This is a genomic window from Streptomyces sp. NPDC097595 (assembly GCF_044761525.1).
GTDB lineage: Bacteria > Actinomycetota > Actinomycetes > Streptomycetales > Streptomycetaceae > Streptomyces > Streptomyces drozdowiczii_A.
In genome coordinates, this window is sequence record NZ_JBIWCN010000022.1 from 37,464 (window position 1) to 54,969 (window position 17,506).

Sequence of the window (17,506 nt, forward strand, 5' to 3'; positions counted from 1 at the left end):
CCGTGCGTCGAGCGGGCAGGTGGCGGTGGACCGAAGGATCATCGCCACCTACCCCGGACGGCTCAGCCCGCCCCGTTCCCCACGACCTCCGGAGTGAAGGGGACGGTGGTGAGGCCGTCGACTCCCGCGACGAGCAGGGTCTCGGGCGGGGCGAAGGAGAGGGCGAGCGGGGTCAGGGTCACGTCCGCCGCGCCCATGTCGGCGCCGTCCGGCAGCCGCCGGGTGCGGACCTCGCCGTCGCGCGTACCGATCAGGAGCACGGTGATCTCGTAGAACGCGCGAACGGCGAGCACCGTGACTTCGCTGCCGTCGTGGTCGACCGCCACCAGTTCCTCGCCCGACGCCGGCTCCCAGACCCGGACCGGACCGTCCTGCTCCGCGCCCACCAGGATGTCCACGCCGTCGACTGTGCCGAAGGCGAGAGCGGTCAACGGCCGGGTGGTGCGGAGGTCGAGGAGGCGTCGGCCGGAGAGCGCGTCCCACACCAGGAGGGCCCCGTCCTCGTCGGCGGAGGCGAGCACGGGATCCGTTCCGGCCTGCCCGGCCGCCAGCAGCGTCACGGGCGCCTCATGGCCGCGCAGGCGCAGCAGCGGAGTTCCGGTGGCCGCCTCCCAGGTGCGTACGGTCCTGTCGGCTCCGGCGGAGGCCACGAGACCACCGGCCACGGGGAGGAAGGCAAGGGCGGCGACGGCGTCGGTGTGGGGTGTCGGTACGAGCCGGAGCGCGCCGTCGTCGGCGCCGTGGACGCGCACCGTCCCTCGCGAGGTCCCGCAGACGATCCGGTCGCCCGCCGGGCTGAAGCAGACCGAGGTGACAGGGCCGTCGTCCGGGGCGAGCACCTGGCGTACGGAACCGGTCGCGACGTCCCAGACCCCGAGGGAACCATCCAGGCTCCCGACGGCTGCCACCGGCACTCCGTCGATCTCGGCCGCTGCGAGCGCCTGGACGGGCCCGTGGTCCGTCGCCAGCGCGCGTACCTCCGTGCCGTGCGCGTCCCAGACGCGTACGGTCCCGGTCGCACCGCCGGACAGGAGCAGCGGTCCGCCGGGGGACGGAACGGCCGCGAGGGCGGCCGGCCATGCGTCCTGGGCGGGCCACGTGTCCAGCGCGTCTCCGGTCTCCGCGTCCCAGGTCCTGATGGTGCCGTCGTACGAGCACGAGGCGAGCACCGCACGGTTCGCGAGGCCGAGGAAGGCGAGCCCGGTCACCGCCGCGGTGTGGCCGCTCAGCCTCCGGGTCGGCTTGTCGGCCGCCAGATCCCACACCCTGATCACGTGGTCGGATCCGGTGGCCGCGACCAGGCCCCGTCCCTCCGAGCCGGTGAACGCCACGGCGTTGATCCACTCGGTCCCGGGCGTGATCGATCCCATCGACCCACCGGTGGCGGTGTCCCGAACGCGGACCGTCCCGTCGTCACCGCCGGAAACGAGTAGGTCGAGGTCCCCCACCCGGCCGCCGGCCAGCGCGTTGACCATGTGCTCGTGGCCGGTCAGCGCGCCGACCTCCTTGCCGTCCTCGGCACCCCACGCCCAGACATTGCCGTCCGCGCCGCCCGAGTAGACCAGTTCGCCCTCCGGGTCCGCCGGGAAGGCCACGGCCCCGACGGGCCCGCTGTGGCCCACTCGGGCGTGCACCAGGCCGTCGGAGCCCGTGAGGTCCCAGGCCCACACAGCGTTGTCCTGGCCGCTGGTCACCAGGAGGTCCCGCGTCCCGTCCGAACCCAGTACCAGGGCCCGGTGCAGCTGCCCCTGGTCGGCGGTCTCCGCGAGCAGCTTCAGCGGTTCGACCGCGTACAGGCCGAAGCCGCCGCTGGTCCGTGCGACAGCGAACGCGTCCTGTCCGCCGACCTGGCCGAAGACGGCAGTGGGTTCGTGGCCGCGCGGGTCGTCGGCGGGTTCGCCGGTGAGCCGGTGGATGAGCGGGGGAAGGGTGTTGGCGACGAGATCCGACGCCGGACCGCTTATCTGGGCCACGAGCGAGTCCAGGAGCGCGGCGGCCCGCAGAGAAGCGGTTCCTCCGTCCCATGCCACGGTCCGCGTCTGCGACGCGTCGAGGACCTGAAGGCTGCGGTGGACCGGCTCCCCGTCGGAGGGCTCCTGGGCGGGGCTGCCGGCCGGCATGTCTTCGACGGCCTTCAGCAGGCGTGTCCACACGACGGGTTCCGTACGCGCGGTCCAGGACCTCCGGACGGGGCCGTGTTCGTGGCCGAGCCGGGCGTGGCCGTCGGCGGACAGGTCGAGGACGAAGTGCTCCGGGTGTCCTTCCGCCGGCTGTCGCCCGACGACCTCGTACCGGAAACTGCGGGCTGATGCGTGGGACGAGGCAGCTGGAATGGGCGGCATGCTCTCGGTCTTCCTTCCGTCAGCGAGGGGCTGGGGCATTCACGACGGGCGAGTCCTCCGGCCAGTCGGGCCGGAGCCGGAGAGGCGGGCGGTGACGTGCCGTCCAGGCAGGATATAGGCGGCTCACGACGGTGGGACGGCTGGTGGGCCATCGGGGAGACCGTGCATTCTCAACCGCCTTGCGGGTGGCGCCGTCCGGCGTTCACGGCGCGATGAGCCATGCTTCTCGCGTTCCGCGATAACGATACATCGGTCAGGTGTACGATGCGGCAAGTTGCCTGACTGGTAGGCAGGTTCAGAAATGTAGCCACCAACCAGGTGTGCTGAGCCGCAAGTTGACCGGGATTCCCTCTTCAGGACCCTGCCGGTCTCCGAAATCGCGGCGTCCGGGCGGGGCATTCCTTCGCCGTACCGGGCCTCGGCGGAGAGGATCGCCGAGTGGGACGCCCTGGAGTGGACGTTCGAGGACTTCTCCCGCCGGACTCGGGAGCAGGTGGTCTCCGATCCGCGGGGCGCTCTGGAGCGTCTGCGGGAGCAGGTGCTTCGCGGGATGGCCTACGAGCCGTCGTACGTGGGCGGGGAACTGGACCGGAAGAACCTCCGCATGTACGAGTGGCAGCGGGGGGAGCTGTACATCCACTCCGCGGCCATGATCCTGGATCCAGAGGCCACCCTCGAAGTGACGTACGAGCCCGAAGGGCGGGTCAAGCGCCTGCTGTTGGAAGCGGAGGACCAGAGCATCACGTATCTGGGCCTGCTTCCCGCCGAGGTGACGCGGGATCAGGGAGACGCCGTCGCGGTGTGGCGCTCTCAGCGCGGGAAGAGCCCGGTGGCGGAGAACGACACCGAATTCCTGCACGACCTTTCCGATATCTACGTCGATTCACTGCGCGAGGCGCTGGCGACGCGTCGACGGTTCATCAACGAATACAGTGTCGAGCCGCACAGGATCCGTCTCTCCTACGACGACCAGCCGTACGAGGTGAATTACCGGCAGACGAAATTCAGGCGCGCGCACATCCACGCCCTCCCCGTCATCCGGGAGTCCCCGCTCGACGCGCGGGAGTCCATCGTCGCCAGTACGAGGGGAACGGGGGAGTTCGGTGCGCGGCGCGAAGCGCGGGCGCGGGCCGTGGTGGAGCGGGTCATGTCGGGAGACGGATTCGATCCCGCTTCCGGGGCTTTGTCGACAGCGAGTCGCTGATCCGTTTCTGGGCCGCGGACAAGAACGGCGCTGCGGCGCTCACCCATGGTGAGCAGGCGCTCTTCCCCCACTACCTCAACACGGATGCCGACGTCGTTCAGGTGGGGAACGAGAGCGGGGCGCTCGAGAGCGCGATCTGCGCTCCGGTGACGCGGGTCCCACCGCGCCACCGGAGCGCCCGGCGCCGTTCGGTCAGGCCCTGGGGCCTTTCGTTTGGACCTAGCCGCGGGAGGGGCGCAGGGCCACCCGGTCGAGGAGTTCGGCGAGGAGTGCGGCGGTGTCCACCACGGCGGTGATCATGTCCTGGCGCAGGTACTCGGCCCAGACGTAACGGCGGGGCGGAATCCCGTCGAAGGGGCGGCCCCGTACGAGCTCCAGCGCCGCGCTCAGGTCCCCGGCTCCGTCCTCGCCCTTGAGGCGTCCTCGCAGGGCGAGCGCCTGGAAGCGGTGCCAGTCCGTCCCGGTGTCCCCGCCGAACCGATAGGTGTCGCCGCGCTGGAAGTCGGTCCCCAGCCAGCGGCGGAGGGCGGACAGCTGGGCGGTCCGGAAGGCCGCCGACACCCCGCCGGGCCATCAACGGCACCACGCTGACGTGGTGCCCCGCTTGGTGGAAACACGCGGAGGCGATCTCGCGCCTGGACGCCGTGTGGCGGGCGGGCCTGGGAACACCTGCGCCTGGACGAGAACCTCGGAATGTCCACCTGGTGGCTCTACCACTGCGATCCGCACCTCAACGCCCTGCTCGACGCGGACACCGGCCCCTTCTCCGCCTGCTCTCCCACCGACGGCCATACCGCGTACCCGCACCCCCCGCTGCCCGTGGAGCCGTCGGACCCGGCGATGTGGACCGGCACCGCGTTCATGGCACGTGAGGACGAGCCGGGCCGGTAGCCGGGGAACGGACCCGTCCTCACGCCCCGTGCAGAAACGCCAGCACCGCCAGTACGCGGCGGTTGTTCGAGCCGTCGTCCGTGATGCCCAGCTTGGCGAACAGGGAGGTCGTGTACTTGCTGATCGCGCTGTCGCTGAGGAACAGGCGGGAGGCGATGGCCTGGTTGGAGAGGCCCTCGGCCATCAGGGCCAGGACCTCGTGCTCGCGTTCGGTGAGGCCGTCGAGGCGGCGGTGCGACGAGCCGCTGGACAGGAGCTTCGCGATGACCGCCGGGTCCATGGCCGTGCCGCCGGCCGCGACCCGTTCCAGCGCGTCGATGAACTGGTCCGCGTCGAACACGCTCTCCTTCAGGAAGTAGCCGACGCCGCCCGACCCGTCGGCCAGCAACTCGCGGGCGTACAGCTGCTCCACGTACTGGGACAGGATCAGGACGGGCAGCCCCGGCATCTCGGTGCGGGCGGCGAGGGTCGCGCGCAGGCCCTCGTCGGTCTGCGTCGGCGGCATGCGGACGTCCACCACCGCCACGTCGGGGCGAAACTCGCGCAGGGCGGCCAGCGTCTCCGGCCCGGTCGTGGCCGTACCCACCACCTCGTGTCCGTACGCCTCGATGAGACGGACCATGCCGTCCCGCAGGAGGTACAGGTCCTCGGCTACAACGATTCGCATGCCACCATGATCCTCGCGCGGGTCGGCCCGCCGGCCGGACTCGTGATCTCCAGGCTTCCGTCGAACACCGCGAGGCGCCGTCGCAGCCCCGCGAGTCCGCCGCCGTCCCGGAGGACCGCGCCGCCGCGTCCGTCGTCCTCCGCCTCCACGACCAGGCCCGTCCCGTCCTGGGCGAGGGTGATCCGCATCCGCGTCGCACGGGCGTGCTTGATCGCGTTGGTCAGCAGCTCGGCGACGCCGAAGTAGACGGCCGACTCGACGGGCGCGTCCAGCCGCTTCGGCACGTCCGCGACGACCTCCGTTTCGAGGGGGCTGTCGAGGGCGAGAGCGCGTACGGCGTCGACGAGGCCCCGGTCGTTGAGCACGGGCGGGTTGATCCCGTGCACCAGGTCGCGCAGTTCGGCCAGTGAGGCGGTGGCGCCCGCCCGGGCCTCGCGCATCAGTGCCCTGGCCCGGTCAGGGTCGGTCTCCATCAGCTTCTCCACGGTCGCCAGGGACATCCCGAGCGCGACGAGCCGGGCCTGCGCGCCGTCGTGCAGGTCCCGTTCGATCCGGCGGATCTCGGCGGCCTGCGCCACCGTCGCATCGGCCCGCTGCCCGGTGAGTTCGTCCACCCGGTCCGCGAGCGCCATCCGGGCGGACGGCCGCAGGAAACGGACCGCGACCGGGGTGACTGCCCGCCAGGCGTACGGGGAGGAGGCGACGGCCACGAGGAGGCCGAGGAGCCGAGCCGGCCGGCCCGTTCCCAGCCCGGCGGAGGCCCACACCACCCCCGCGAGTGGTACGCACGCGACGATCCCCGCCGTGAACGGGGCGATCGCCGTGAACCGCAGGTCGCGCCAGTTCGCCGGATCCTTCCAGCGCAGCCGCCACCGCTGGTCCATGAGGGCGTCCCGCCGGGTGCGGTGGTAGTCGAAGCCGTTCCACCAGAAGCCGGTTGCCATGCGGGTCACCGGCGGGGCGTTCCGGTAGCCGGACGGGATCTCGGTCCCGGACCAGCGGGCGACCAGCGCGCGGACGGCCCGGCACACGGGCCGCGCCAGGCCGAGCGTGGCCACGCACACCAGCACGAACGGCCCCACCCACGACCAGGGGTTCGCCGCGCCCCACGCGATGCCCCACGCCACCGCGCCCGCCCACACGGCCGGGATCAGCAGCGTGACGGCGGCGACGGCGCACGCCCGTACGAACCCGCTACCCGCCCCGGCCGCCCACGACCTCAGCACTCTCATCGCCCGCCGCCTCCCCGATTCCGTCCCGATGCCCCCACTCTGCACCGGGCGGGAGGCGCGCGAGCACCGCTCGGGCAAGGAGTGGGTCTGGACCCACCCCGTTGTGGGCCCAGACGCATACCGCGCCCGATCGGCGATTCGTAGCGTCGTCACCATGACCACGAACACGAACCTTCAGCCCGAGGCCCTGCGGGCCCTCGCATCGGCGCGCCGGAGCATCACGCTCTACGGCGCCCTCACCGCCACCGCCCTCGGCGCGGTCGCCGTGGTGGCCGCCACCGGTCACACGGTGAACACCTTCATGTGGGTCCGCGCGGTCCTGCTGCCGGTGATCGCGTACGTCCTGCTCCGCATCACGGCCTCGGCCGCCGGGGGCTCCCGCCGCGCCTTCGACCGCGTGAGCACCCTCGCGGTGATCATGCCCATCGCCATCATCGGCGTCGACCTGATCCCGGGCGTCTGCCCGCCCTGGTACGCGGTGACGCAGACGCTGTGCATGCTGCCGGTGATCCGCGTCGCGTTCCTCACCCGGGGGACGGCCCTGAAGACGGCGTTTCCCAAGGCGGGTTGAGGGAAGGGCGCCCCCTCAGGCCGTGCCGTTTCCCCGCAGCGGCTTCGCGAAGCAGCGGCTGTTGGGGTAGGTGCGGTAGTGGCCGAACTTCTCGCACGGGGTGTAGCCGCTGGAGAGGTACAGGGCGATGGCCTCCGGCTGGCGGTCGCCGGTTTCCAGGACCATGCGGGTGCGGCCCGCGGTGCGGGCGTCCGCTTCCAGGGCGGCCAGGATGCGGCGGGCGAGGCCCAGGCCGCGGCCCTCCGGTATGACGTACATCCGCTTCAGCTCGGCGTCGCCGTCCGAGTAGCCCTCCTCGTTGCGCTCCTGGGAGCGCCAGCCGCCCGTGGCGACCGGCTGGTCCGACGCGTCGTACGCGATCAGGTACAGGCCGTGAGGCGGGTCGAACATCGTGGCGTCCAGGGGTGTGACATCGCCCTCGTCGCCGTAGCGCTCGGCGTATTCGAGCTGTACGCGATCGTTGAGTTTGACGGCATCGGGGTGGTCGAAGGCCCGGACGTGGATATTCATGCGAGATATCGTACATGTATGCGGCATGTGTGGGTCGGTATCGTGCCGGAATGCTCACTGTGACCTCCGTGAATGTGAACGGACTCCGCGCCGCCGCCAAGAAGGGCTTCGTCGAGTGGCTGGCGCAGACCGACGCCGACGTGATCTGCCTCCAGGAGGTGCGCGCCGAGCCCGAGCAGCTGCCCGCGGACGTACGTGACCCCGAGGGCTGGCACACCGTCCACGCGCCGGCCGCCGCCAAGGGCCGGGCCGGCGTCTCCCTCTACTCGCGGCGCGCCCCCGAGCGCGTGCAGATCGGTTTCGGCGGGTACGGGCCCGCCGGGTGCGAGGAGTTCGACGCGAGCGGGCGGTACGTCGAGGTCGACCTGCCCGGCGTCACGGTCGCGAGCCTCTATCTGCCCTCCGGTGAGGTCGGCACCGAGCGGCAGGGCGAGAAGGAGCGCTTCATGGCCGCCTTCCTGCCCTACCTGGTCGGGCTGAAGGCCCGCGCCGCCGCCGAGGGCCGCGAGGTCGTCGTCTGCGGCGACTGGAACATCGCCCACCAGGAGGCGGACCTCAAGAACTGGCGCGCCAACCGCAAGAGCTCCGGCTTCCTCCCCGAGGAGCGCGCGTGGCTGACCCGGGTCTTCGAGGAGGCGGCGTACGTCGACGTCGTACGCGCCCTGCACCCGGACGTCGAGGGCCCGTACTCGTGGTGGTCGTACCGGGGCCGCGCCTTCGACAACGACACCGGCTGGCGCATCGACTACCAGATCGCGACCCCCGGCCTCGCCGGCCGCGCGGTGAAGGCGTGGGTCGAGAGGGCCGCCACACACGGCGAGCGCTGGAGCGACCACGCGCCGGTGACCGTCGTCTTCGACCTGTAGCGAGCGGCCGCGGAAAGCCCCCGGCCGAGGGGATGGTGCCCCCCTCTTCGGGGGGCTGGGGCGCGGTCGCGCTAGGTTGGCCCGGCGGCGCCGATGGGCGTGCCGTGCCTGCCGCACATCTACGGACGGGTGACAGCGCTTGGAATTCCAGCTCCTGGGCCCCGTCGGGGTGTTGCGCGACGGTGCCCAGATATCCCTCGGCTCGCCGAAGCAGCGATGCGTCCTTGCCGCGTTCCTGCTGGCCCCGGGGGTCGCGCTCTCCATCGATCATCTGATCGAGTGCGTATGGGGCCACTCCCCGCCCCCCACCGCGCGTGGCACGCTCCAGAGCTACCTGGCACGTCTGCGGGGCGCCCTGCCCGCGCAGGGCGACGACACGGCGGCGATACAGCGCCGGGCCGGCGGCTACCTGCTCACCGCCTCCGCCGCCGACATCGACCTTTACCGCTTCCGGAGCCTGACCGCCCAGGCCCGTGACGCCGACAGCGATGCCGAGGCGGGGCGCATTCTGGACGAGGCGCTCGGCCTGTGGCACGGTGACCCGCTCTCCGGCATCGCCGGCGACTGGGCCGAGAGCGTGCGCGCCCGCCTGGAGCAGGAACGGCTGGCCGCACTGCTGGACCGTATCGACCACCGTCTCGCCGCGGGCGGGTCGGCCGGTCTCACCGAGCAGGTGCGGGGCCTCGCCGCCGAACATCCGTGGGACGAGCGGATCGCCGCGCAGCTCATGACCGTGCTGTTCCGCTCCGGCAGGCAGGCGGAGGCGCTCGCGCACTACGAAGCGTTCCGGCGGAGCCTGGCGCAGGAGTTCGGCGTCGACCCCGGCGCGCCCCTGCGGCAGCTGCACGAGGCGATCCTGCGCGACGCCCCGGAGCTGGGCGGGGCATCCGCCCGGCCCGGGAGGCCACCAGAGGCCACGCCGGACGGCGTACGGGACGACTGGACCGTGCAGTGCCAACTCCCCTTCGCCGTGCCGGGGTTCGTGGGCCGCGACGGGGCGATCCGGGAACTGGAGGACCTGTTCACGGCGGCGACGCAGGGGGAGACCACCGCACCCGTCGTCATCACCGGCACGCCCGGTGTCGGCAAGACGGCGCTGGCGGTGCACCTCGGTCACCGGCTGCGGCGGGCCTTCCCGGACGGGCAGTGGTACGTGCGGTTGCTGGGCGCGGGCGACCGCCCCCGCGATCCGTCCGAGGTCCTGGCGGCCCTGTTGCAGGCCTCCGGTCTGGACGCGGCCGCCATCCCGGAGCCGTTGGAGGACCGGGCCGCGGCCTTCCGGGGCCGGCTCACCGGCCGCCGGGTGCTCATCGTGCTCGACGACGCGGCGGACGCCGAGCAGGTCAGGCCGTTGCTGCCCGGCACCGCAGGGGTGGCCGTGCTGGTCACCAGCCGTTTCGAGCTGCGCGGTCTCGGTGTCAGCCATGCCGCGCACGCCGTCCGGCTCCAGGTGCTGGACCCGGGCGAGGCGCACACCCTGCTGTCCGGCGTGCTCGGCGAGGGCCGGGTGGCTGCGGAGCCGGAGGCGTCCCGACGGCTGGCCGAGCAGTGCGCGCGGCTTCCGCTGGCGCTGCGGATCGCCGCCGCCAATCTCGCGGCCAGGCCGGGGCGGTCGCTGGAGTCCTACGCCGCCGACCTGGACAGCGACGGGCGCCTGGCGAAACTGTCCATCGCCGGTGACCGCCGGGCCGCGGTCCGTACTGCCTTCGACAACTCCCTCGCGTTCCTGGACCCGTCCGCCGTCCGGCTGTTCGCCCTGCTCGGCCTGCACCCGGGACCGGACTTCGGCGCGGAGGCCGCCGCGGCGCTGCTGGGCGCCGAACCGGCCGTGGCCGAGGAGCTCCTCGACGTACTGGCCGACGCGAGCCTGCTGCAGCGCAGCGCGGCCGACCGCTTCCTCTTCCACGACCTGCTGCGGCTGTACGCGGCGGAGCACGCCGCGGCGCGGCCGGCGCACGAGGAGGCGTGGCGGCGGCTGTGCGACTGGTATCTCGCCACCGCCGAGGCCGCCACCGCCTTCGAGTACACGGGCGTCGCGCAACTGCCCCGGGAGCGCGCCGCCTCCGGACGGTTCGCCGACCGGAAGCAGGCCCTGGGGTGGCTCGACCAGGAACTCGCGAACCTGGTCGCGGTGGTCGGCGCCGCCGCCGCGTCGGGGCCGCGCCACATCGCCTGGCAGGTCGCCGACCAGCTGCGCATGTATCTCTACTACCGGCACCACCGGGTCGAGTGGAAGGCGGTGGTCACCGCCGGCCTGCGCGCCGCCGAGGCCGAGGGCGATCCCCTGGCGCGGGCGGCGATGCTGCAGAGTCTCGGTGTGCTGGGCCACCACACCGAGGACCAGGGAAGTAATCTGGAGCACTTCCTCGGCGCCCTGGAGGGCTACCGTACCGCCGGGTTCGTCCCCGGACAGGCGGGCGTGATGTCCAACCTGGCCGTCTACTACGGGCGTCGCGGTCAGATGCGTCAGGCGGGGGAATGGCAGGAACGCGGTGTGGAACTGCTCCGCGGCCTCGACCGCCCGGTGCTCCTCGGCATCGCCCTCAACGTCGTGTCCCTGATCCACTCCTACCTCGGCGAGTCGGAGCGGGCCGTCGAGCGCGCGAGTGAGGCCATCGAGCTCTCCCTGCGGCACGGGCAGCCGATGGGCACCATCAGCCCGCTGGTCAACCGGGCCGTAGCGCACCACGCCCGGGGAGACTACGAGGCGGCGTTCGCCGACGGGACCCGGGCGCTGCGGCTGTCCCAGGAGCACCGCAAGCGCCGCAACGAGGCGGACGCCCAGGAGATTCTGGCGCGCGTGCACCGGGACACCGGCCGGCTCGACCTGGCCCGTCCGCTCGCGGAGAAGGCGCTGGCGTTCGCCCGTGAGACGGCGGATCCCACCGCGCTGAGCGACTGCCTGCTCAATCTCGGCGAAGTGTCGCGCCTCGGTGGCGAGTTGCCGCAGGCGGCGGTGCACCTGGAGGAAGCGCTGGAGATCGCCGGCCGTTCGGGCTTCCGGCATCAGGAGGCGGACGCCCGCACGGGCCTCGCGGAGGTGCGGCAGGCGGAAGGGAACACCGAGGCCGCCGCGGAGCTGGCGCGAGCCGCCCTGGCGACGGCCGGGGAACTGGGCCTGCGGCCGGTCGAGCGCCGTGCCCGCACCGTCCTGGCCGCCGTCGGAGGGGCGGAGTGAAACGGGAACCCCCGTGCCTCGTTTCACCCCGCCCCTCGCTTCAACGCCTCATGAGCGGCGACAACGACGGCTCAGTGGTCGTTGTAGAACTCGGCGTAGTTGTCCTCGCCCTTGGCCCAGTACGTGATGGCCACGTAGTTCTTCTCATGCAGGTTGTACTTCCCGCCGTCGCTGGCCCGGTGCGTCTTGCACGTGCCGTAGCCACTGCTGACGGTCATGGAGTACTCGCGGCTGGGGGAGTAGCCGAGATCGGTGACCACGGCGGTGGCGGACTTCCCGTCCTTCGCGCTGTCGCACACCGTGACGATGTCGCCGTACTCCTCGACGTACACGCGTACGCCGGAGCCGGTGGGGCTGTTGGGGTTGAAGATGTGGTCCCAGTCGATGCCGGGGTCGGGCTGGGCGGAGGCGGTGGCGCCGCTCATCATGAGGGCGGCGGCGGCCAGCGCGGTCGCGCCGGCGAGTATCCGCCCGATACGAGGCTTCACAGGGTGGCTCCTTATGCGAGAGAAGCCGTGCGGAGCGGGCTGTGCCGCATGCCGCACGGAAGGCGGTGGGGGGACGCCGGATGCGCCGGGCCGATCCCCGCGTTACGGGATCCCCTCCGCACTGATCGACTCGGGCGGCGGCAAGTGCCTCACCGCACGGGCTCTTGACACCGTGCGGCGTGTGGCCTGACGACCGCCCGCTCCACGACTCTGCCGGTGCGCGGCTGCAAAAACCTTGCAGAGCGCGTGTGGGCCGGGCCCGCACCCCGTACCGGCCGCCTACTTCTCCTCCGGGTCCGGCTTCTCCCGCCGCAGCCGCCGGTCCAGCGCCATGGACAGCTCCGCGTCGATCACCGCGCGGGCCAGCGGCCGCAGTTGCGGTGGCTCCGGGTCCGTCTCCGCGCCGTGCTCCTGGAGTACGGATACGAACAGGTCCGCCAGCGCCTCCGCGTGGCGGCGGACCTGGCGGCCCGTGGACAGGACCGCGGAGAGGGGCACGCCTTCCCGTACCAGCTCCGCCGAGACCTCCAGCAGGCGGCGGCTGATGTGGACGATCTCCGCGCCGTCCGTCCCCAGGTAGCCCAGCTCCATCGCCAGCGCCAGGTTCTCCGGCGTGGACTCGCCCTCGAAGTAGTCCGCGAGTTGTTCGGGCGTGAGGCGGACCGGGGTCTCCTCGGACGGTTCGCCCAGGCCCAGCACCTCCGCGACATCGCGGCCGCTCTCGAACGTACGGGCCAGATCGGCGATGCCGGTCAGCGTGTGGCCGCGTTCCAGGAGGCCCGTGATCGTGCGCAGGCGGGCCAGGTGGTGGTCGTCGTACCAGGCGATGCGGCCCTCGCGGCGGGGCGGCGAGATCAGGCCGCGCTCACGGTAGAAGCGCACGGTCCGCACGGGGATGCCGGCCTCCTTGGCCAGCTCCTCCATGCGGTACTCGCGGTGCTCGGGTCCCTCTGCCACCCCCGCACCTTAGACCGTCCGGCAGATGGTGGGCGGCGTCACGGGGCTGGGCACGCGCATCTGCCGCGTTGTCGTCAATCACCAACGCTCCGCGTTGGCTCAATCCTCCGCCTTGCAACTGCACGCACCCAGCCCCGCTCCTTCCTCCGCCCACCATCTGCCGGACGGTCTTATCCGCCTCCCCGGGGCGAGGCGCCCAAGTTGTACCGCGGGTAACTTTCCCTCGCCCGCCCCCTACCCATCAGTACTCCGCTGCTCTACCCTCCCAACCATGCCAGTGATTGCTGGCAGAGTCGTGTGACGTACCGCAGGAGGCGGCAGCATGGCCCAGCACGAGCATGTACGCGTGGCGGTGATCGGATCCGGATTCGGGGGCCTCGGTGCCGCTGTCCGGCTGCGCCGCGAAGGCATCACCGATTTCGTGGTCCTGGAGCGCGCCGGTTCCGTCGGCGGCACCTGGCGCGACAACAGCTACCCCGGCTGCGCCTGCGACGTACCGTCCCACCTGTACTCCTTCTCGTTCGCCCCCAACCCCGAGTGGCCGCGCACCTTCTCCGGGCAGGAGCACATCCGCGCCTACCTGGAGCACGTCGCCGACACCTTCGGGCTCCGCGCCCATCTGCGCCTCAACCACGAGGTGAAGCAGATGCGCTGGGACAACGACGAGCTGCACTGGATCATCGACAGCGCCAACGGGACCACCATCGTGGCGGACGTCGTCGTCTCCGCGACCGGGCCGCTCTCCGACCCGAAGATGCCCGACATCCCGGGGCTCGCCGACTTCCCCGGCAAGGTCTTCCACTCCGCCCGCTGGGACCACGACGCCGACCTCACCGGCAAGCGCGTCGCGATGATCGGCACCGGCGCCTCCGCCATCCAGATCGTGCCCGCGATCCAGCCGAAGGTCGGCAAGCTGACGCTCTTCCAGCGCACCCCGCCCTGGGTCATGCCCCGCATGGACCGGAAGATCAGCGGCCTGGAGCGCAAGCTGCACCGCGCCCTGCCCGCCACCGGCACCGCCCGCCGCGGACTCCTCTGGGGCATCCGGGAGTTGCAGGTCAGCGCCTTCACCAAGCACCCCGACCAGCTCGGCCTGGTCGAGCGGATAGCCAAGTCCAACATGGCCCGTGCCATCAAGGACCCCGCCCTGCGCGCGAAGCTGACCCCCTCGTACCGCATCGGCTGCAAGCGCATCCTGCTGTCGAGCACGTACTACCCGGCCCTCGCCCAGCCCAATGTCGACGTCGTCGCCTCCGGGCTCGCCGAGGTCCGCGGCTCCACGGTCGTCGCGTCGGACGGTACGGAGACCGAGGTCGACGCGATCATCTTCGGCACCGGCTTCCACGTCACCGACATGCCGATCGCCGAACGCGTCGTCGGCGCCGACGGGATCACGCTCACCGAGTCCTGGAAGGACGGCATGCAGGCGCTGCGCGGCGCCAGCGCGGCCGGCTTCCCCAACTGGATGACGATCATCGGCCCCAACACCGGGCTCGGGAACTCCTCGATGATCCTCATGATCGAGTCCCAGCTGAACTACATGGCCGACTACCTGCGCCAGCTGAACCTCCTCGGCGGCAAGGCGGCCCTCGACGCCCGCCCCTCCGCCGTGAACACCTGGAACCGCCGCGTCCAGGAGCGCATGAAGCGCACCGTCTGGAACACCGGCGGCTGCAACAGCTGGTACCTGGACGCCAACGGCCGCAACACCACCGTCTGGCCCGGCACCACCGCCGAGTTCCGCAAGGCCACCCGGACCGTCGACCTGTCCGAATACCAGGTCCTGCGCCCGACCGTCCCCGCCCCGCGCACGTCCGGTGACACCGTCTCCGAGGAGGCCGTCCGATGAGCCGCCCCCTGCCCGTCGCCGGCCGCCGCCCGGTGGCCGCCCGCGAACTGCTCGCCGTCTCCGCCGACGGTTCCCGCATCCACGTCGAGATACACGGCCAGGAGGGCGCGCCCGCCGTCGTCCTCTCCCACGGCTGGACCTGCAACACCAGCTTCTGGGACGCCCAGATACGGGACCTGGCCGTCGACCACCGCGTCATCGCCTACGACCAGCGCGGCCACGGCACCTCGCCCGCCGCCGCACGCGACGGCTACAGCACGGACGCCCTCGCCGACGACCTCGAAGCGGTCCTCGCCGCGACCCTCGCCCCGGGCGAGAAGGCCGTGCTGGCCGGGCACTCCATGGGCGGTATGACGATCATGTCGGCCTCCCGCCGCCCGAAGCTGCGCGAGCACGCCGCCGCCGTCCTGCTGTGCAGCACCGGCAGCTCCCGGCTCCTCGCCGAGTCGCTGGTCGTTCCGATGCGCGCCGGAGCCGTACGCACCCGCCTCACCCGCGCGGTCCTCGGCGCGCGCGCCCCCCTGGGACCGGTCACGCCGGTCTCCCGGCGGATACTGAAGTACGGGACGATGGGCGCCGGTTCGGCTCCCGACCGGGTCGACACCTGCGCCCGCATCGTGCACGCCTGCCCCCGCATACCCCGGGTCGCCTGGGGGAACGTCCTCGCGGACCTGGATCTGGACGAGGGCGTACGGGAGTTGCGCGTGCCCACCGCGATCATCGCGGGTACGGAGGACCGGCTCACCCCGCCCGTCCACGCCCGCGCCGTCGCGGCGGCCCTGCCCGACTGCCTCGGCCTCACCGAGCTGACGGGCATGGGGCACATGACGCCCGTCGAGGCGCCGGAGAGCGTCACGGCGAAAATACGAGAACTGGTGACCGCCTACCTGCCGTCCGGGCCGGACGGGGACGCGCGGGGTAGTACAGACATCGAGGGCAAGGAGGAGGTCGCATGAGCGGCACGGGAAGTCTCGAAGGACAGGTCGTCGTCGTCACCGGCGCGGCACGCGGCGTCGGCGAACTCCTCGCCCGCAAGCTCTCCGCCCGGGGCGCGATCCTCGCCCTCGTCGGCCTCGAACCCGACGAGCTGAAGAAGGTTTCGGCCCGCCTCCACGGTGAAAGCGACCACTGGCACGCGGATGTCACCGACCACGAGGCGATGTCCCGCGTCGCCCAGGACGTCAAGGCGCGCTTCGGCAAGGTCGACATCGTCGTCGCCAACGCGGGCGTCGCCACCGGCGGCCCCCTGGTCGACTCCGACCCGGTCGCCTGGCGCCGCGTCATCGAGGTCAATCTCATCGGCGGCGCGGTGACGGCCCGCGCCTTCCTGCCCGTCCTCATGGAGAGCCGGGGCTACTTCCTCCAGATCGCGTCCCTCGCCGCGATGACCCCGGCCCCGATGATGAGCGCCTACTGCGCCTCCAAGTCGGGCGTCGAGGCGTTCGCGCACAGCCTGCGCGCCGAAGTCGGCTACAAGGGCGTGAAGGTCGGCGTCGGCTACCTCTCCTGGACCGACACCGACATGGTGCGCGGCGCCGACGAGGACGACGTCATGCGGGACCTGCGGAAGCGGCTGCCCTGGCCCACGAACCGTACGTACCCGCTCGGCCCCGCCGTCGACCGCATCGTCGCCGGGATCGAGCGCCGCTCCGCCCATGTCTACGCCCAGTGGTGGCTGCGCGGCATGCAGTCCGTACGCGGCTACCTGCCGACCCTCATCGGCGTCGTCGGCCAGCGCGAGATGCGCCGCTTCGGCCCGCGCATGGAGGGCATGAGCAAGGGCCTCGTCGGCGCCGGAGGCGCCGCTGACCAGCAGGAACGCGCCTCGCGTACGGAGCGTGAGTGATCGACATGCGGAGCGTGGTCGCCCATGTGAATCTGGTGGAGGCCCACCGGGGCCGAACCCCCACGCATCACATAGGAGTGAACAGCATGGCGATCGCCGACCAGTTCAAGGACAAGGCCAAGAACCTCTCCGGCCAGGCGCAGGACCAGGCCCAGGACCGCAAGGGTCAGGGCCAGGGCCGCGACCGCGCGAAGGACGCCGGCCAGCAGGGCCGCGACCGCGCGAAGGACGCCGCCCAGCGCGCCCAGGACGAGGCGAGCGAGCGCTTCGACCGGTAACGGCCGCGCGGTGACGCCGAGGGGCGCGCCCGGATTCTTCCGGGCGCGCCCCTTCGCGCGTGCCGCGCCCCGGCGTCACGGACGGGCGCGGTCCCGGGGCTCGCTCGGACCCCGGAACGGCAGCGTCCGGCTGAATACGAGGTTGGTCGTCGTGCTCCCGAACTCGGCCAGCTCGTCCACGATCTCCTCCAGGTGCGCCATCGAGGTGGCCGCCACCTTCAGTACGTAGCAGTCGTCCCCGGTGGTACGCAGGCACTCCAGGATCTCCGGACGCTCCTTGAGCATCCGGCGCAGCGGTTCGTGCCGGCTGCCGGGGTACTTCAGCCGGACCACCGCCAGCGCCACGTATCCGGCCCGTTCGAGGTCCACCTCCGCGCGGTAGCCGGTCACGATCCCGGCCGATTCCAGCCGCCGCACCCGTTCCGTCGTCGCCGACGCGCTCAGGTTCACCCGTCGCGCCAGCTCCGTGAAGGCGATCCGGCCGTCCCGCTGGAGCTCGTCCAGGATCGCCCAGTCCGTCGAGTCGAGATTCCCGGTCATCCGGTCAGATTACCGGGATATCCACGGCCGAACTGCCCCTGAACAGGCCGGAATCCATTCAAGCGGGCGGGTCGGCGTGGCTAGGCT

17 protein-coding genes are annotated in these 17,506 nt (G+C 72.0%); 9 read left to right on the forward strand and 8 right to left on the reverse strand.

Annotated features, from left to right (window positions below):
• Positions 1-62: 62 nt before the first annotated feature.
• Positions 63-2,342 (reverse strand): hypothetical protein, encoded by a 2,280-nt coding sequence (locus ACIQZN_RS28815; protein WP_403999835.1) that lies wholly within the window; start codon positions 2,340-2,342, stop codon positions 63-65.
• Positions 2,343-2,892: 550 nt separating this feature from the next.
• Here ACIQZN_RS28815 and ACIQZN_RS28820 point away from each other — a divergent pair.
• Entirely contained in the window at positions 2,893-3,546 is a 654-nt protein-coding gene (locus tag ACIQZN_RS28820; protein ID WP_403999838.1) for a hypothetical protein, read from the forward strand.
• 219 nt (positions 3,547-3,765) lie between these two features.
• On the opposite strand, the gene ACIQZN_RS28825 is transcribed toward ACIQZN_RS28820, so the two are convergent.
• Positions 3,766-4,107, reverse strand: a complete 342-nt coding sequence (locus ACIQZN_RS28825) for a hypothetical protein (RefSeq protein ID WP_403999841.1) — start codon at positions 4,105-4,107, stop codon at positions 3,766-3,768.
• A gap of 132 nt (positions 4,108-4,239) precedes the next feature.
• Between ACIQZN_RS28825 and ACIQZN_RS28830 the strand changes: the two genes are divergently transcribed.
• Complete coding sequence (locus tag ACIQZN_RS28830; protein WP_403999843.1) at positions 4,240-4,437, forward strand: DUF4913 domain-containing protein; 198 nt, start codon at positions 4,240-4,242, stop codon at positions 4,435-4,437.
• A gap of 19 nt (positions 4,438-4,456) precedes the next feature.
• On the opposite strand, the gene ACIQZN_RS28835 is transcribed toward ACIQZN_RS28830, so the two are convergent.
• Both ACIQZN_RS28835 and ACIQZN_RS28840 read right to left on the reverse strand, forming a co-directional pair.
• A complete protein-coding gene (locus ACIQZN_RS28835; RefSeq protein ID WP_403999846.1) occupies positions 4,457-5,104 on the reverse strand; it encodes a LuxR C-terminal-related transcriptional regulator in 648 nt (215 codons plus the stop codon).
• Entirely contained in the window at positions 5,089-6,336 is a 1,248-nt protein-coding gene (locus tag ACIQZN_RS28840; RefSeq protein ID WP_403999849.1) for a histidine kinase, read from the reverse strand. Before ACIQZN_RS28840 ends, ACIQZN_RS28835 begins: the two co-directional genes overlap by 16 nt.
• Positions 6,337-6,490: 154 nt before the next feature.
• On the opposite strand from ACIQZN_RS28840, the gene ACIQZN_RS28845 reads away from it, so the two are divergent.
• Positions 6,491-6,907, forward strand: a complete 417-nt coding sequence (locus tag ACIQZN_RS28845; RefSeq protein WP_403999852.1) for a hypothetical protein — start codon at positions 6,491-6,493, stop codon at positions 6,905-6,907.
• A 15-nt stretch (positions 6,908-6,922) separates the two neighbouring features.
• On the opposite strand, the gene ACIQZN_RS28850 is transcribed toward ACIQZN_RS28845, so the two are convergent.
• Positions 6,923-7,417 (reverse strand): GNAT family N-acetyltransferase, encoded by a 495-nt coding sequence (locus tag ACIQZN_RS28850; protein ID WP_403999855.1) that lies wholly within the window; start codon positions 7,415-7,417, stop codon positions 6,923-6,925.
• Between the two features lie 50 nt (positions 7,418-7,467).
• Between ACIQZN_RS28850 and ACIQZN_RS28855 the strand changes: the two genes are divergently transcribed.
• Positions 7,468-8,283 (forward strand): exodeoxyribonuclease III, encoded by an 816-nt coding sequence (locus ACIQZN_RS28855; RefSeq protein WP_403999858.1) that lies wholly within the window; start codon positions 7,468-7,470, stop codon positions 8,281-8,283.
• Between the two features lie 139 nt (positions 8,284-8,422).
• Positions 8,423-11,461, forward strand: a complete 3,039-nt coding sequence (locus ACIQZN_RS28860) for a BTAD domain-containing putative transcriptional regulator (protein ID WP_403999861.1) — start codon at positions 8,423-8,425, stop codon at positions 11,459-11,461.
• Between the two features lie 71 nt (positions 11,462-11,532).
• On the opposite strand, the gene ACIQZN_RS28865 is transcribed toward ACIQZN_RS28860, so the two are convergent.
• Both ACIQZN_RS28865 and ACIQZN_RS28870 read right to left on the reverse strand, forming a co-directional pair.
• Positions 11,533-11,949, reverse strand: a complete 417-nt coding sequence (locus ACIQZN_RS28865) for a hypothetical protein (RefSeq protein WP_403999864.1) — start codon at positions 11,947-11,949, stop codon at positions 11,533-11,535.
• Between the two features lie 279 nt (positions 11,950-12,228).
• Entirely contained in the window at positions 12,229-12,873 is a 645-nt protein-coding gene (locus ACIQZN_RS28870; protein WP_404000097.1) for a MerR family transcriptional regulator, read from the reverse strand.
• 355 nt (positions 12,874-13,228) lie between these two features.
• On the opposite strand from ACIQZN_RS28870, the gene ACIQZN_RS28875 reads away from it, so the two are divergent.
• From ACIQZN_RS28875 to ACIQZN_RS28890, 4 genes are all read left to right on the forward strand, one after another.
• Positions 13,229-14,755 carry a flavin-containing monooxygenase gene (locus ACIQZN_RS28875; RefSeq protein ID WP_403999867.1) on the forward strand — a complete coding sequence of 509 codons (1,527 nt, stop codon included), beginning with the start codon at positions 13,229-13,231 and terminating at the stop codon, positions 14,753-14,755.
• Positions 14,752-15,711 carry an alpha/beta fold hydrolase gene (locus ACIQZN_RS28880; RefSeq protein ID WP_403999870.1) on the forward strand — a complete coding sequence of 320 codons (960 nt, stop codon included), beginning with the start codon at positions 14,752-14,754 and terminating at the stop codon, positions 15,709-15,711. The genes ACIQZN_RS28875 and ACIQZN_RS28880 overlap by 4 nt, the downstream gene beginning before the upstream one ends.
• Positions 15,708-16,601: an SDR family oxidoreductase gene (locus ACIQZN_RS28885; protein WP_403999873.1), complete on the forward strand. Its 894-nt coding sequence runs from the start codon at positions 15,708-15,710 to the stop codon at positions 16,599-16,601. Before ACIQZN_RS28880 ends, ACIQZN_RS28885 begins: the two co-directional genes overlap by 4 nt.
• Before the next feature lie 86 nt (positions 16,602-16,687).
• Positions 16,688-16,879, forward strand: coding sequence for a hypothetical protein (locus tag ACIQZN_RS28890; RefSeq protein ID WP_403999876.1), 192 nt, complete (start codon positions 16,688-16,690; stop codon positions 16,877-16,879).
• Between the two features lie 75 nt (positions 16,880-16,954).
• Here the strand turns inward: ACIQZN_RS28890 and ACIQZN_RS28895 are convergent, their stop codons facing one another.
• Positions 16,955-17,419, reverse strand: a complete 465-nt coding sequence (locus ACIQZN_RS28895; RefSeq protein WP_403999879.1) for an Lrp/AsnC family transcriptional regulator — start codon at positions 17,417-17,419, stop codon at positions 16,955-16,957.
• Positions 17,420-17,506 lie beyond the last annotated feature (87 nt).

Excerpts from the sequence above, each read along its gene's own strand:
- ACIQZN_RS28855 (WP_403999858.1), top strand. The coding sequence starts at position 7,468 with ATGCTCACTGTGACCTCCGTGAATGTGAACGGACTCCGCGCCGCCGCC.
- ACIQZN_RS28890 (WP_403999876.1), top strand. The coding sequence starts at position 16,688 with ATGGCGATCGCCGACCAGTTCAAGGACAAGGCCAAGAACCTCTCCGGC.
- ACIQZN_RS28835 (WP_403999846.1), bottom strand. The coding sequence starts at position 5,104 with ATGCGAATCGTTGTAGCCGAGGACCTGTACCTCCTGCGGGACGGCATG.
- ACIQZN_RS28875 (WP_403999867.1), top strand. The coding sequence starts at position 13,229 with ATGGCCCAGCACGAGCATGTACGCGTGGCGGTGATCGGATCCGGATTC.
- ACIQZN_RS28820 (WP_403999838.1), top strand. The coding sequence starts at position 2,893 with ATGGCCTACGAGCCGTCGTACGTGGGCGGGGAACTGGACCGGAAGAAC.
- ACIQZN_RS28850 (WP_403999855.1), bottom strand. The coding sequence starts at position 7,417 with ATGAATATCCACGTCCGGGCCTTCGACCACCCCGATGCCGTCAAACTC.
- ACIQZN_RS28880 (WP_403999870.1), top strand. The coding sequence starts at position 14,752 with ATGAGCCGCCCCCTGCCCGTCGCCGGCCGCCGCCCGGTGGCCGCCCGC.
- ACIQZN_RS28870 (WP_404000097.1), bottom strand. The coding sequence starts at position 12,873 with ATGGAGGAGCTGGCCAAGGAGGCCGGCATCCCCGTGCGGACCGTGCGC.
- ACIQZN_RS28815 (WP_403999835.1), bottom strand. The coding sequence starts at position 2,342 with ATGCCGCCCATTCCAGCTGCCTCGTCCCACGCATCAGCCCGCAGTTTC.
- ACIQZN_RS28830 (WP_403999843.1), top strand. The coding sequence starts at position 4,240 with ATGTCCACCTGGTGGCTCTACCACTGCGATCCGCACCTCAACGCCCTG.
- ACIQZN_RS28895 (WP_403999879.1), bottom strand. The coding sequence starts at position 17,419 with ATGACCGGGAATCTCGACTCGACGGACTGGGCGATCCTGGACGAGCTC.
- ACIQZN_RS28845 (WP_403999852.1), top strand. The coding sequence starts at position 6,491 with ATGACCACGAACACGAACCTTCAGCCCGAGGCCCTGCGGGCCCTCGCA.
- ACIQZN_RS28885 (WP_403999873.1), top strand. The coding sequence starts at position 15,708 with ATGAGCGGCACGGGAAGTCTCGAAGGACAGGTCGTCGTCGTCACCGGC.
- ACIQZN_RS28840 (WP_403999849.1), bottom strand. The coding sequence starts at position 6,336 with ATGAGAGTGCTGAGGTCGTGGGCGGCCGGGGCGGGTAGCGGGTTCGTA.